The following is a 12,088-nucleotide window of genomic DNA, read 5'->3' as shown; positions in this document are numbered from 1 at the left end:
TTTCTGGCCGGTGGACATCGCGGATGATGCGCAGCTGGCGCGCGGCGTGGCCGATGCGGCAGCGCATTTCGGCCGCATCGATTACCTGGTCAACCTGGCCGCGACTTACCTGGACGACGGCGCCGCGTCGGGCCGCGCCGATTGGCTGCGCGCGCTGGACGTCAACGTGGTCAGCGCCGTGATGGCCGCGCGCGCGGTCCATCCTCATCTGCTCGCGGCCGGTGGCGGGGCCATCGTCAATTTCACCAGCATCTCCTCGCGCGTCGCGCAGACCGGACGCTGGCTCTATCCAGTCTCCAAGGCGGCGCTGCTGCAGGTCACCCGCAGCCTGGCGATGGACTATGCCGCCGACGGCATACGCGTCAACTCCGTGTCGCCGGGCTGGACCTGGTCGCGCGTGATGGACGAGCTGACGCAGGGCGACCGCGCCAAGACCGACCGCGTGGCCGCGGACTACCACTTGCTGGGACGCGCCGGCGATCCGGCCGAAGTGGCCGAGGTGGTCGCCTTCCTGCTTTCAGACCATGCCAGCTTCGTCACCGGCGCCGATTACGCGGTGGACGGCGGCTACTCGGCCATGGGTCCCGAACAGGCCAAGCCCGCGATTCCGCGCCTGGCCGCCTGAACACTTAAAGGAGAGCAATCATGCGTCGAATCGCAATCGTGGGTGGCGGGCAGGCGGGCTTGCCCCTGGCGCTGGGACTGCTGGACAAAGGCTATGAGGTGACCGTGGTCACCAACCGCGAACCGGACCATATCCGCCAGGGAAAAGTGATGTCCAGCCAGTGCATGTTCGATGCCTCGCTGCAGGTAGAGCGCGACCTGGGCCTGAACCAATGGGAAGCCGAATGCCCGACGGTGGACGGCATCGGCCTGGCGCTGCCGCATGCGGAGCGGCCCGGCCACAAGCTCATCGATTGGGTGGCGCGCCTGGACCGGCCGGCGCAGGCGGTGGACCAGCGCATCAAGATGCCGGCGTGGATGGAGCTGTTCGCCGCGCGCGGCGGCAGGCTGCTGATCCAGGACGGCGGCGTGGCCGAACTGGAATTGCTGGCGGCCTCGCACGACCTGGTGCTGCTGGCCGCCGGCAAGGGCGAAGTGGTCAAGCTGTTCGAGCGCGACGCGCTGCGCTCGCGCTTCGACCGGCCGCAGCGCGCGCTGGCGCTGACCTACGTGCACGGCATGCGCGCGGCGCCGGATCATTCGCGGGTTGCCTTCAACCTGATTCCGGGCGTGGGCGAGTACTTCGTGTTCCCGGCGCTGACCCGCAGCGGCCCCTGCGAGATCATGGTGTTCGAGGGCGTGCCCGGCGGCCCGATGGATTGCTGGCGCGACATCAGGTCGCCGCAGGAACATCTGGCGCAAAGCCTGCACATCCTGCACACCTACCTGCCGTGGGAGGCCGAGCGCTGCGGTTCGGTGGAACTGACCGACGCCAACGGCATCCTGGCCGGCAGTTTCGCGCCCACGGTGCGCAAGCCGGTGCTGACCCTGCCGTCGGGCCGGCTGGTGTTCGGCCTGGGCGACGCGGTGGTCACCAACGATCCGATCACGGGGCAGGGCTCGAACAACGCCACCAAGGCCTGCGCCGTCTACCTGGACGCGATCCTGGCGCATGGCGACGCGAGCTTTACCGCCGAATGGATGCAGCGCACCTTCGAGCGCTTCTGGGACTACGGCGGCGCGGTGGTGGAATGGACCAACTCCATGCTGTTGCCGCCGGCGCCGCACCTGCTCAAGCTGCTGCAGGCGGCGGACCACACGCCGGCGATCGCCAGCGCCATCGCCAACGGCTTCAATCATCCGCCCTCGCTGTACCCCTGGTGGGGCGACGCCACGGCCTGCGATGCCTTCATCGCGGCGCAGCCCGCGCGGGCGGCGGCATGACCACGGGCTGCGCAGCGGGCCTGCCCCTGGACTGGGGCTGCACCGATCTGCACCCCAAGGTCCTGCGCGGCGTGCTGGGCAGCTATCCGACGGGCGTGGCCATCGTCGCCACGCGCTGTCCGGACGGCCGCCAGGTCGGGCTCACCATCAACTCCTTCGCTTCGCTGTCGCTGGATCCGCCGCTGGTGTTGTGGAGCCTGGTGAACCATTCGCCCAACCTCGCGGCGTTCCGCGATTGCAGCCACTTCACCATCAGCGTGCTGGCCTGCGGCCAGGAAGAGCTGGCCATGCGTTTCGCCAGTTCCTCCGTTCCGGACAAGTTCGCGGGAGCGCCGGTGCATGAGGTGCCGGAAGGCGTGCCCGCCATCGCCGGGGCCGTCGCCACGCTGGTCTGCGCCAACGACCAGCAAAGCCCCGCGGGCGACCATCTGCTGCTGTTCGGCCGGGTGTTGCGGGTGGCCAGCGTGGCGGCCACGCCGCTGGTATTCCATGCCGGGCGTTTCACGGCACTGACCGCCGCCTAGCGGCCCACTTTTCATCGGAGCGCATCATGCCCCTGGAGTCAGAGGCGCAGGTCATCATCGTCGGCAGCGGCATGAACTCGCTGGTCTGCGCGGCCCTGCTGGCGCAGCGCGGCAAGTCGGTGCTGGTGCTGGAACGCAACGACAGGCTCGGCGGCTGCATCCGCACCGAGGAACTGTTCCCCGGCTACCGCCACGACGTGCTGTCCTGCTGGTATCCGCTGTTCATGGGCAGCCCCGCCTATGCGGCGCTCAAGCCTGCGCTGCGCGAGGCCGGACTGGAATTCATGCAGGGCGAGTACGCCACTGGACTGGTGCTGCCGGACGGTTCGGGCCTGGCGCTCAAGCAGGACGTGGCGGACAGTGCGCGTCGGCTGGACGCCTGGGCGCCCGGCGACGGCGCGGCCTTCGCCGCCATGGCGCAACGCCTGTTCGGCGCAGACGCCGCGCTGACCTTCGGCCTGCTGGGCCAGAACCCCTACGGCGCGGGCATGCTCAAGCTGCTGTTCGGCGAATGGCGCAAGCGCGGCATGGACGGCCTGGCCGCCTTCGCCGCCGATTCGATGGAGAGCTTTCGCCGCTGGTCCGAGCGCGCGCTGCAGTCGGACGCCGCGCGCGCCCTGATTGCGCCCTGGGTGCTGCATACCGGGCTGGGTCCGGACGACGCTTGCTCCGCGCTGATCGGCAAGCTGACCTTTGCAGCGGTAGTGGCAGGCGGCATGCCGGTGGTCAAGGGCGGCGGCAGCGGCGTGGTGGATGCGCTGGCCGCCGTCATCGAACGGCACGGCGGCCGTTTGCAGACCGGCGCGCACGTCGAACGCATCGTCACCAGCGGCGAGGGCAGGCGCCGCCGAGCCGTGGGCGTGGTGGCGGCGGGGCGCGAGTACCGCGCCACCGAGGCGGTGGTCTGCAATGTCCCACCCGGCATGCTGTACGGGAAAATGCTGCCCGACGCGCCGCCCGCAGTGCGCGATCGCGCCGCCCATTACCGCTACGGCCGCGGCGGCATGCAGATCCATTTCGCGCTGGATGCGCCGCCGGACTGGCTCACGCCAGAACTGCGCCACGTGCCGCTGGTGCACCTGACCGAGAGCATGGAGCAGGTCTGCGCCTCGGTCACCGAGGCGAACAACGGCCTGCTGCCGGCGCGTCCCACGCTGGCCATCGGCCAGCCGGTCGCGGTCGATCCCACGCGCGCGCCGCCAGGCGGCTGGATCCTGTGGGTGCAGATGCAGGAGCTGCCGGCGCTGATCAAGGGCGATGCCGCAGGCGAGATCGCGGCGCCCGCCGATGGCCGCTGGAACGAGACGGTGCGCGAGGCGATGGCCGACCGTGTGCAGGCGCGCATGGAGCGCGTGATGCCAGGCCTGGCGCGGCGCATCGTTGGCCGGCGCGCCTACTCGCCGGCGGACCTGGAAGGCCTGAACTGCAATCTGGTCGGGGGCGATCCCTATTCGGGCGTGTGTTCGCCCGACCAGTTCTTCTGGCTGCGGCCCTTTGCCGGCGGCCATGGCGCGCGCGGCCACCGCACGCCGCTGCGCAATCTCTTCCACATCGGCGCCGCCACCCACCCGGGTCCCGGGCTGGGCGGCGGCTCCGGCTATCTCGTCGCACAACAAATAGGCAGGAGGGGAACATGAGCGGACACCTGAAACTCCGGCGGCTGGCCAGCGCCACGGCATTGGCGCTGGCCAGCGCGGGGGCGCAGGCCACCGAGGGCGGCGGCCTGGGCATCTACCCGGACGGCCTGGAGAACTTCATGTCGGGCGCGCTGCCGCCGCCCGGCGTGCACATGCTGGTCTATGCGGGCGGCGCGCGCTACGACACGCTGCGCGGCAACGACGGCAAGCGCGTGCCGGTGCCCGGCTTCAAGGTCGACGTCAACGTGCTGGCGCCGCGTCTGATCTGGGTGACGCAGCAACAAGTCATGGGCGGGCAACTGGCCTTCCACGCCATCGCGCCGCTGCTGGACGTAACCGCCAAGGCCGCCGGCCAGCGCAACCGCAGCACCGGGCTGGGCGACATGACGCTGGGCGTGGCGCTGGGCTATCACCCGTCCGAAAGCCTGCACTACGTGGTCGGGCTGGACATGTACGCGCCTACTGGCGAGTACGACCGCAAGGACCCGTCCAGCCTGGGCAAGAACTACTGGACCGCGCAGCCGGTGTTCGCGCTGAGCCGCATCAGTCCGGATGGCTTCAACGCCGACCTGAAGGTGATGTACGACTTCAACTTCACGAATTCCGCCACCGACACGCGTTCTGGCCAGGCGCTGCACGCCGACTACGCGCTGGGCTGGGGCGTGGGCAAGGGCTGGGTGCTGGGGGTGGGCGGCTATGCCTTCCAGCAGGTCACCGACGACAGCGGCCCCAACAGCGCCGCCGGCCGGGCCCGCGGCTTCGGCGTCGGCCCTTCGGTACGCTACATGAATGAAAAAGGCTGGTTGTTCACGGCGAAGTGGCAGCAGGACTTCAAGGTCAAGAACCGGCCCGAAGGCGCGCAGCTGTATGTGAAGCTGGGGATTCCGTTCTAAGGGGGCGGGGCGCTGCCACGTCCTGTTGCTCAGTCCGTGGAGGGGGGGCTGCTGCGGGCCAGCAAGCCAGCGGCCGCTCTGCAGCACTATCATGGGATAAATGGTCCACGCCATATGGGCCGCCGGCAGCGCGCGTCTGCCCATTTTTCAACAGGAATTCCCATGACCACCAAAGCCTACGGAGCCCATGCGGCCGACCTTCCCCTCGGGGCCATGGACATCACGCGCCGCGCCCCTGGCGCGCATGACGTGCAGATCGAGATCGCATACTGCGGCGTATGCCATTCCGACCTGCACCAGGTGCGCTCGGAATGGGCCGGCACCCTGTATCCCTGCGTGCCGGGCCACGAGATCGTTGGGCGCGTATCTGCCGTGGGCGCGCACGTGTCGGGTTTCAAACCGGGCGATCTGGTTGGTGTCGGCTGTATCGTCGACAGCTGCCAGCATTGCGCCGACTGCGACGCGGGGCTGGAGAATTACTGCGACCACATGGTCGGCACCTACAACGGCGCGACGCCGGACGCGCCCGGCCACACCCTGGGCGGCTATTCGCAGCGCATCGTGGTGCATGAGCGCTACGTGCTGCGCATACGCCATCCCGAGGCTCAGTTGGCCGCGGTGGCGCCGCTGCTGTGCGCCGGCATCACTACCTATTCGCCACTGCGGCATTGGCAAGTGGGGCCCGGCCACAAGGTCGGCGTCGTCGGCATCGGCGGCCTGGGCCATATGGGCATCAAACTCGCGCATGCCATGGGCGCGCATGTGGTGGCGTTCACCACGTCCGAATCCAAGCGTGCAGCGGCCCAGGCCCTGGGCGCGGACGAGGTGGTGGTGTCGCGTAATCCGGGCGAGATGGCGGCGCACGCCCAAAGCCTGGATTTCATTCTCAACACGGTGGCCGCGCCGCATGACCTGAATGCCTTCTTCGCGCTGCTCAGGCGCGACGGCACGATGACACTGGTGGGCGCCCCGGCCACGCCGCATGACGCGCCCGACGTGTTCGCCTTGATCATGAAGCGCCGCAGCCTGGCGGGTTCGATGATAGGCGGCATACCAGAGACGCAGGAGATGCTGGACTTCTGCGCTGAGCACGGCGTGGTGGCGGATATCGAGATGATCCGCGCGGACGACATCAACCATGCCTACGAGCGCATGCTCAAGGGGGATGTGAAGTATCGCTTCGTCATCGATATCGCCAGCCTGGACGAGGTCGCGCGGGGCTAGGCTGCGAGGCCTCGCATGCCTCAGCCGCGCCGCCGCAGGCTCTGGCTGGGGCTTACGCCGTAGCGTTCCTTGTAGCCGGCGCTGAAGCGGCCCATATGCGCGAAGCCCCAGCGCAGCGCCACGCCGGCGATATTGCGGCTTTCGCCCGACACCAGCTCGGCGTGCGCGCGTTCCATGCGCAGGTCGCGCAGGTAGTGCATGGGGCTGACGCCCAGGAATTCCTTGAATCCCGCATACAGGCTGCGCACGCTGACGCCGGCGATGCGCGCCAATTGTTCGGTGCTGACCGGTTCGTGCGCGTGCGCTTGCAGATAGTCCTGGACGCTGCGCACGTGGCGCGGCAGCACTGCGCCGCGGCGGCCGGGCAGGGCGCCGGTGTAGTTGTGGGGCTGGCCAGATAGCAGGGTGGCGGCGACCAGCTGTTCCATCTGATGCACGATGAGCTTGTGTTCGGCCAGGTTCGCGTGCTGCGTGGAGCAATCCAGCAGATAACTCATCAGGCAGCGCCAGGCCGGGCATTCGCGCCAGCGGAATCCCAGCTGGAAGCGCAGCGGCCGGTCCAGCGCACAGCCCAGATGGCCCACCAGGGTGCGCTCCAGCAGCGAGCGGCCCACGCGCAGCATGAACTGGTCGTTGTCCTCGGCCCAGCGCATGGCCAGGTCGTCGTCCGGGCTGACGACCGAGGCGACATCGGGCGTCGAATCCACTTGTTGCGGGCCGCTGCTGATACGGGCACAGCCCGACAGCGGCATCTGCACCAGGAAGAAGTCTTCCAGCGGGCCGGGCCGGATCTCGACGTTGGCGCCATAGCGCAGGCGGTTCAGCGAGACCTCGCCCAGCGGCTGGTGGTGCATGCGCGCATCCAGGCGTTGCAGTGCGCCGACCACGCCCAGGTGGTGCGGGCGCATCACGCGGCCGACCATGGAGCGGGCTTCGTCCAAATCGCCGGAAGCGAATAGCTGCTGCGCCGGCAGGCCCAGAACCGACTCGATTCGCGGCGCGGCCGGCGGCCAAGAAGTGCTGGTGGCGGACTGCGTCGTGTCGAGCATGGCGGGGACTCCACTGGCGGGGTCTTGAAGGCTTTGATAGTAAAGCTGCGCCGGACTGGACGGACTGGTGGAAAACCCGTCCAGGGGCGGCGGGTTCTATCCGTTTTTTGCGGCGAGTGTCCGCGGAGCGCAGAAAATCAAGGCAAATTCATATTGACAACCAGTTTCCATTAATGGAAACTGGTTGTCAATAAACCAGGCCGAAGGAGACCACGCATGAATCCGACCAAGGAAGAACGGCTCACCGGGGTGATCCTGACGCTGTTCCAGTTGAACGGCGCGCTGCTCGACTGGGGCGATGCCTTCGTCGCGCCGCAGGCGCTGACCAGCGCGCGCTGGCAGATGCTGGGCGCCCTGGCGCTGGCCGGCCAGCCCCTGAGCGCACCGCAGCTTGCGGCCGCCATGGGCGTGACCCGCCAGGGCGCGCAGAAGCAGCTCAATCTGCTGTCCGAAGCGCAACTGGTGGAGGTCCGCGCCAATCCGCAGCACAAGCGTTCGCCGCTATATCGGCTGACCGATGAGGGCCGGCGCGTATATGGCGCCATCGACGCGCGCTGGAAGGAGCGCGCGCGGCAACTGGCCGGCGGTTTCAGCGCGGCCGAACTTGAAACGGCGGGGAAGGTGCTGACCGGCTTGCTGGCCGCGCATGTTCCCGCGCCATCGGAGCAAGATCATGAAACATAGAATCCATGCGGCTGCGGCCGTGCTGACGCTGCTGTTTCTCGCGGCATTCTGGATATCGACGGCGGTGTCCGAACTGTTCCTGGCCGCATCCGCGGTGGCGCAGGTCAAGCTGGCCATTGCCTATGCGTTGCTGGGCTTCGTGCCGGTCATGATGCTGACCGCCGCCAGCGGCTTCATGATGGGCGCCAAGGGCAGGCATCCGCTGCTGCTGGCCAAGCGCAGGCGTATGCCCTTTATCGCGGCCAATGGATTGTTGATTCTTGTGCCCGCGGCGCTGTTCCTGGCGCTACGCGCGCAGGCAGGGCTGTTCGACGGGGTGTTTTACGGGGTGCAGGCGCTGGAGTTGGCGGCGGGCGCCGCCAATCTGGCGCTGATCGGTCTGAATATCCGCGACGGCATCAGGCTCGGGCGCTTGCGGCGGCGTCCGGAGGGGCGGGTCCTGGCCTAGTATCCCGCCCCGCATTGCGGGACGGGATACCAGCCGGCCCTATGGCCTCAGTGCATCTTGCCGTAGCGTCCGGCGTTGAAGTCCTGGATGGCCTCGACGATTTCCGCCTGCGTGTTCATCACGAAGGGGCCGTAGCCGACCACCGGTTCGTCGATGGGCTCGCCGCTCAACACCAGGAACATCGCGTCGTTGTTGGCTTCGACGGTGATGTCCTCGCCTTCCAGGGAGAACAGCGCCAGCTGCGCGTCGCGCGCCACGGTTTCGCCGTTGACCAGCACCGTGCCGCGCAGCACCACCAGCATGCTGTTGCGGCCTGCGGCAACGGGGAAGGTCGCCGACTTGCCGGCGGCCAGCTTCACGTCCCACACGTCCATCGGCGTGAAGGTGCGCGCCGGCCCCGCGTGGCCTGCGTAGTTGCCCGCGATCACGCGCAGCGTGCCCGCGCCGTCCGGCAAGTCCACCACCGGGATGTCCGCGTTGAGGATGCCCTGGTAGCCGGCCGGCGCCATCTTGTCCTTGGCGGGCAGGTTGACCCAGAGCTGCACCATTTCCAGTTCTCCGCCCTGGCGGGTGAAGGCGTGGGAATGGAATTCCTCATGCAGGATGCCCGAGGCCGCCGTCATCCATTGCACGTCGCCGGGACCGATGACGCCGCCGTTGCCGGTGGAATCGCGGTGCTCGACTTCGCCGCTGTAGACGATGGTCACGGTTTCAAAGCCGCGGTGCGGATGCTGCCCGACGCCGCGCGGATGCTCGGCCGGTTCGAACTGCGCCGGGCCGGCATAGTCCAGCAGCAGGAACGGGCTGGTGTTCTTGCCTTTGTCGTTGTAGGAGAACATGGAGCGCACCGGGAAGCCGTCGCCCACCCAGTGGGGACGGGGGCTGGCATGCAATCCGAGAATCTTCTTCATGGTCGTATTTCCTGTTGCGCGGCCCCAGCGGGGCCGTTCGTCATAGTTAATAAGATAAGGGCGCCACCCCGCTGGCGGTAGTCCCTGGCATTGATAAGCACTGTTCCATGCATCGGACAGTGGGGCCGGAACTTGCGGCTGGCGTATCCTTCGGGCATGGAAGACGGCATGCACACCGCCCTGGCGGGCGGCAACAACGATCAAGTCCAGGGCTTCGCGCCGGTGGCGGGGGCGGGCGCGCGAGTGCTGGTGCTGGGTTCGATGCCGGGGGTGGCATCCCTGAGGCAGGGGCGCTACTACGCCCATCCGCGCAATGCCTTCTGGCCCATCGCGGCCAGCGTCTTCGGCTTCGATCCCGGCCTGGATTATGCGCAGCGCCTGCAAGCCTTGCAGGCCGCCGGCGTCGCCCTGTGGGACGTGCTGCAAGCCTGCGAACGCCCCGGCAGCCTGGACGCCGACATCCGCGGCGACACCCTGGTCGCCAACGATTTCGCCGCATTCCTGGAACGCCACCCCGCCATCGTGCGGATCTGCTTCAACGGCGGCAAGGCCGCGGCGCTGTACCGCCGCCACGTGCTGCCCGGGCTGGCCGTCCCGCTGGAGTACATGGACCTGCCGTCGACCAGTCCGGCGCACGCAGCGGCATCTTTCGAGCGCAAGCTGGCGGCCTGGAGCAGGGCGCTCAAGATCCAGGATTGACGGTTCGCGAACCCGGACCGGGCTGGGACGGAATTAGCCTGTCCCTGATTTTCCTCTTATCCGTCCCCGGTTTGATTCTTATCAAGCCTCTATATAACTCCAAGTGATAAGTTAATTCCCGTAACAGAATTAACGCTTGGAGAAGCACTATGAGTACCCGCGCCAGCCCCCCGGAACCGCCACTACCGGGTAAACGGGGCTTTCTGAAGGGCTTGTTGGGGTTGGGGGCCGCGGCCACCGTCATCCCCATCCGCGCCGAGGCTACGGGCATCAACGGTCAGCCGCCGCGCCGCCCCGGCATGGCCGGCAAGCGCTATGGCATGGTCGTGGACATGCGCAAGTGCATCGGCTGCCAGTCCTGTACGGTCAGCTGTTCCATGGAGAACCTGCCGCCCATCGGCCAGTTCCGCACCACCGTCCTGCAATACGAAGTCATGCCCGATGCCGGCGGCCCGGCCTCCATGGTGATGCTGCCGCGCCTGTGCAACCACTGCGACAACCCGCCTTGCGTGCCGGTCTGTCCGGTGCAGGCCACCTTCCAGCGCGAAGACGGCATCGTGCTGGTCGACAACGAACGCTGCGTGGGCTGCGCCTATTGCGTGCAAGCCTGTCCTTATGACGCCCGCTTCATCAACCACGAAACGCAGACCGCCGACAAATGCACCTTCTGCGAGCACCGCCTGGAAGCGGGGCTGCTGCCGGCCTGCGTGGAAAGCTGCGTGGGCGGCGCCCGTGTCATCGGCGACCTGAACGATCCCGACAGCGCGATTTCCCAACTGCTGGTCGAGCACAAAGCGGACATCAAGGTGCTCAAGCCCGAGATGAAGACCGATCCCCACGTCTACTACATCGGCCTGCCCGATGCGTTCGTCCATCAGGTCGACGGCCAGGCCGGCGTGCGGCTGGCTGGCGGCCATTGAGCCATCGAAGGGGATGAGCATGCAGATCTCTGAATTGTTGACGCCGGTCTACGACGCCGCCTGGCTGCCGTGGGCCGTGCAGTATTTTTTCCTCATCGGCATCAGCGCCACCACCGCGCTGACCGCCGCCTTCGCGGCCTTCGGCAGCACGGGCTCGCCCGCGCGCCGGCTGTTGCCCGCGGCAGTGACGGTGCTGCTGGTCAGCGCCATCGCCGCGCCCGTGTCCTTGCTGGCGGACCTGCACCAGCCTGGCCGCTTCTGGCATTTCTACGCGCATGTCACGCCCTGGTCGTGGATGTGGCTGGGCGCCTTGCTGCTGCCGGTGTTCGTGACGCTGGCGCTGCTGTTCTGCGCTGCCTGGTGGTGGGGCCGCATCGGCTGGGTGCGCGTGCTGGGCATGGCGCTGGCGGTGTCGGCGCTGTCCATCCTGGTCTATACCGGCGCCGAAGTCATGGTGCTGCGTTCGCGGCCCTTGTGGCACACGGTATTCCTGCCGGTGAACTTTGCGCTGACCGCCTGGCTGGGCGCGCTGGGCGCCATGTTCCTGGTGGGCCGCTGGCTGCGCGGCGGCACGCAGGCCATGCCGGTGGAGCTGTTGCGCAGCCTCAGCCTGACCGCGGTGGTGATGATGGCGCTGGGCGCCGGCGCCTGGACGCTGCTGGGCCTGCTGGGCATGGACCCGTCGTTTGACGCCGCCCTGCGCCTGTTCGCGGAGTTTCCGATCTGGCGCGTGAGTCTGGCGGGCGCGGTGGCGACCGGCTTCTGCATGATCGCGCTGCTGCAACGCCCGGCGCGAACCTTGGTCGCGCCGCTGCCCTCGGCCGCATTGGCGCTGACCATGCTGGCGGCCGCATGGATCTTCCGCTGGGTGGTCTTCATGAGCGTGCAGGGTGTGCCGAAATACGGCGCGGGACTCTATCTGTACGAGATGCCCTGGGGTAGCGACGGCTTGCTTGGGATGGTGGGCGTGCTGGGTCTGTGCGTGGCGCTGATCGCCGCGGTGACCTACGCCCTGGAGCTGTTCCCGGCGCGCACGCGGGGCCTGGCGGCCTGAGCGCCGCCGCATGGACCTGCGTGTAGACAGGTCCCGGACGAAAGAACCTGGAATGGAAGCAATGGACAAGCAATACGAAGACGACAAGCGCGGCGCCCCGCCGGACGAGGCTCCCGACCAGCCGCGCGACGAGGCGCGGCGCAAGCTGATGGTGCGCG

General features: G+C 68.0%; 13 protein-coding genes. 11 read left to right on the top strand and 2 right to left on the bottom strand.

All coding sequences use genetic code 11. From position 1 onward, the window contains the following. From VIR09_RS16260 to VIR09_RS16235, 6 genes are all read left to right on the top strand, one after another. A partial coding sequence (locus VIR09_RS16260) for an SDR family oxidoreductase (protein WP_332013806.1) occupies positions 1 to 625 on the top strand: 625 nt, incomplete at its 5' end. Between the two features lie 20 nt (positions 626 to 645). Beyond that, a complete protein-coding gene (locus tag VIR09_RS16255) occupies positions 646 to 1,887 on the top strand; it encodes a styrene monooxygenase/indole monooxygenase family protein (RefSeq protein WP_332013805.1) in 1,242 nt (413 codons plus the stop codon). Then, positions 1,884 to 2,411, top strand: a complete 528-nt coding sequence (locus tag VIR09_RS16250; protein ID WP_332013804.1) for a flavin reductase family protein — start codon at positions 1,884 to 1,886, stop codon at positions 2,409 to 2,411. The genes VIR09_RS16255 and VIR09_RS16250 overlap by 4 nt, the downstream gene beginning before the upstream one ends. Positions 2,412 to 2,437: 26 nt before the next feature. Beyond that, a complete protein-coding gene (locus VIR09_RS16245) occupies positions 2,438 to 4,048 on the top strand; it encodes an NAD(P)/FAD-dependent oxidoreductase (RefSeq protein WP_332013803.1) in 1,611 nt (536 codons plus the stop codon). Beyond that, on the top strand, positions 4,045 to 4,941 hold the full coding sequence (locus VIR09_RS16240; RefSeq protein WP_332013802.1) for a SphA family protein: 897 nt from the start codon (positions 4,045 to 4,047) through the stop codon (positions 4,939 to 4,941). The genes VIR09_RS16245 and VIR09_RS16240 overlap by 4 nt, the downstream gene beginning before the upstream one ends. 162 nt (positions 4,942 to 5,103) lie before the next feature. Further along, positions 5,104 to 6,165 (top strand): NAD(P)-dependent alcohol dehydrogenase, encoded by a 1,062-nt coding sequence (locus VIR09_RS16235; RefSeq protein WP_332013801.1) that lies wholly within the window; start codon positions 5,104 to 5,106, stop codon positions 6,163 to 6,165. A gap of 20 nt (positions 6,166 to 6,185) precedes the next feature. On the opposite strand, the gene VIR09_RS16230 is transcribed toward VIR09_RS16235, so the two are convergent. Further along, the gene (locus VIR09_RS16230) at positions 6,186 to 7,214 is read right to left on the bottom strand and encodes an AraC family transcriptional regulator (RefSeq protein WP_332013800.1); all 1,029 of its coding nucleotides are present in this window, start codon (positions 7,212 to 7,214) and stop codon (positions 6,186 to 6,188) included. A gap of 216 nt (positions 7,215 to 7,430) precedes the next feature. Here VIR09_RS16230 and VIR09_RS16225 point away from each other — a divergent pair, with 216 nt between their 5' ends. Together VIR09_RS16225 and VIR09_RS16220 are read left to right on the top strand one after the other, a co-directional pair. Continuing rightward, positions 7,431 to 7,898 (top strand): MarR family winged helix-turn-helix transcriptional regulator, encoded by a 468-nt coding sequence (locus VIR09_RS16225; RefSeq protein WP_332013799.1) that lies wholly within the window; start codon positions 7,431 to 7,433, stop codon positions 7,896 to 7,898. Next, positions 7,888 to 8,346 (top strand): hypothetical protein, encoded by a 459-nt coding sequence (locus VIR09_RS16220; RefSeq protein WP_332013798.1) that lies wholly within the window; start codon positions 7,888 to 7,890, stop codon positions 8,344 to 8,346. The genes VIR09_RS16225 and VIR09_RS16220 overlap by 11 nt, the downstream gene beginning before the upstream one ends. A 47-nt stretch (positions 8,347 to 8,393) precedes the next feature. Here the strand turns inward: VIR09_RS16220 and VIR09_RS16215 are convergent, their stop codons facing one another. After that, the gene (locus tag VIR09_RS16215; RefSeq protein WP_332013797.1) at positions 8,394 to 9,257 is read right to left on the bottom strand and encodes a pirin family protein; all 864 of its coding nucleotides are present in this window, start codon (positions 9,255 to 9,257) and stop codon (positions 8,394 to 8,396) included. 168 nt (positions 9,258 to 9,425) lie between these two features. Between VIR09_RS16215 and VIR09_RS16210 the strand changes: the two genes are divergently transcribed. The 3 genes from VIR09_RS16210 (at position 9,426) to nrfD (ending at position 11,930) form a co-directional block, all read left to right on the top strand. Continuing rightward, entirely contained in the window at positions 9,426 to 9,956 is a 531-nt protein-coding gene (locus VIR09_RS16210) for a DNA-deoxyinosine glycosylase (RefSeq protein WP_332013796.1), read from the top strand. Between the two features lie 149 nt (positions 9,957 to 10,105). Next, on the top strand, positions 10,106 to 10,876 hold the full coding sequence (gene dsrO, locus VIR09_RS16205) for a sulfate reduction electron transfer complex DsrMKJOP subunit DsrO (protein ID WP_332013795.1): 771 nt from the start codon (positions 10,106 to 10,108) through the stop codon (positions 10,874 to 10,876). Positions 10,877 to 10,895: 19 nt separating this feature from the next. After that, positions 10,896 to 11,930 (top strand): NrfD/PsrC family molybdoenzyme membrane anchor subunit, encoded by a 1,035-nt coding sequence (gene nrfD, locus VIR09_RS16200; protein ID WP_332013794.1) that lies wholly within the window; start codon positions 10,896 to 10,898, stop codon positions 11,928 to 11,930. Positions 11,931 to 12,088: the final 158 nt, after the last annotated feature.

The sequence above is a fragment of the Achromobacter sp. genome, from assembly GCF_036567245.1.
Lineage (GTDB): Bacteria > Pseudomonadota > Gammaproteobacteria > Burkholderiales > Burkholderiaceae_B > Achromobacter.
This window is presented reverse-complemented; position numbering and strand designations above follow the sequence as displayed.

Coding starts and splice junctions, on each gene's coding strand:
- VIR09_RS16255 (WP_332013805.1), top strand. CDS start 646: ATGCGTCGAATCGCAATCGTGGGTGGCGGGCAGGCGGGCTTGCCCCTG.
- VIR09_RS16250 (WP_332013804.1), top strand. CDS start 1,884: ATGACCACGGGCTGCGCAGCGGGCCTGCCCCTGGACTGGGGCTGCACC.
- VIR09_RS16245 (WP_332013803.1), top strand. CDS start 2,438: ATGCCCCTGGAGTCAGAGGCGCAGGTCATCATCGTCGGCAGCGGCATG.
- VIR09_RS16240 (WP_332013802.1), top strand. CDS start 4,045: ATGAGCGGACACCTGAAACTCCGGCGGCTGGCCAGCGCCACGGCATTG.
- VIR09_RS16235 (WP_332013801.1), top strand. CDS start 5,104: ATGACCACCAAAGCCTACGGAGCCCATGCGGCCGACCTTCCCCTCGGG.
- VIR09_RS16230 (WP_332013800.1), bottom strand. CDS start 7,214: ATGCTCGACACGACGCAGTCCGCCACCAGCACTTCTTGGCCGCCGGCC.
- VIR09_RS16225 (WP_332013799.1), top strand. CDS start 7,431: ATGAATCCGACCAAGGAAGAACGGCTCACCGGGGTGATCCTGACGCTG.
- VIR09_RS16220 (WP_332013798.1), top strand. CDS start 7,888: ATGAAACATAGAATCCATGCGGCTGCGGCCGTGCTGACGCTGCTGTTT.
- VIR09_RS16215 (WP_332013797.1), bottom strand. CDS start 9,257: ATGAAGAAGATTCTCGGATTGCATGCCAGCCCCCGTCCCCACTGGGTG.
- VIR09_RS16210 (WP_332013796.1), top strand. CDS start 9,426: ATGCACACCGCCCTGGCGGGCGGCAACAACGATCAAGTCCAGGGCTTC.
- dsrO (WP_332013795.1), top strand. CDS start 10,106: ATGAGTACCCGCGCCAGCCCCCCGGAACCGCCACTACCGGGTAAACGG.
- nrfD (WP_332013794.1), top strand. CDS start 10,896: ATGCAGATCTCTGAATTGTTGACGCCGGTCTACGACGCCGCCTGGCTG.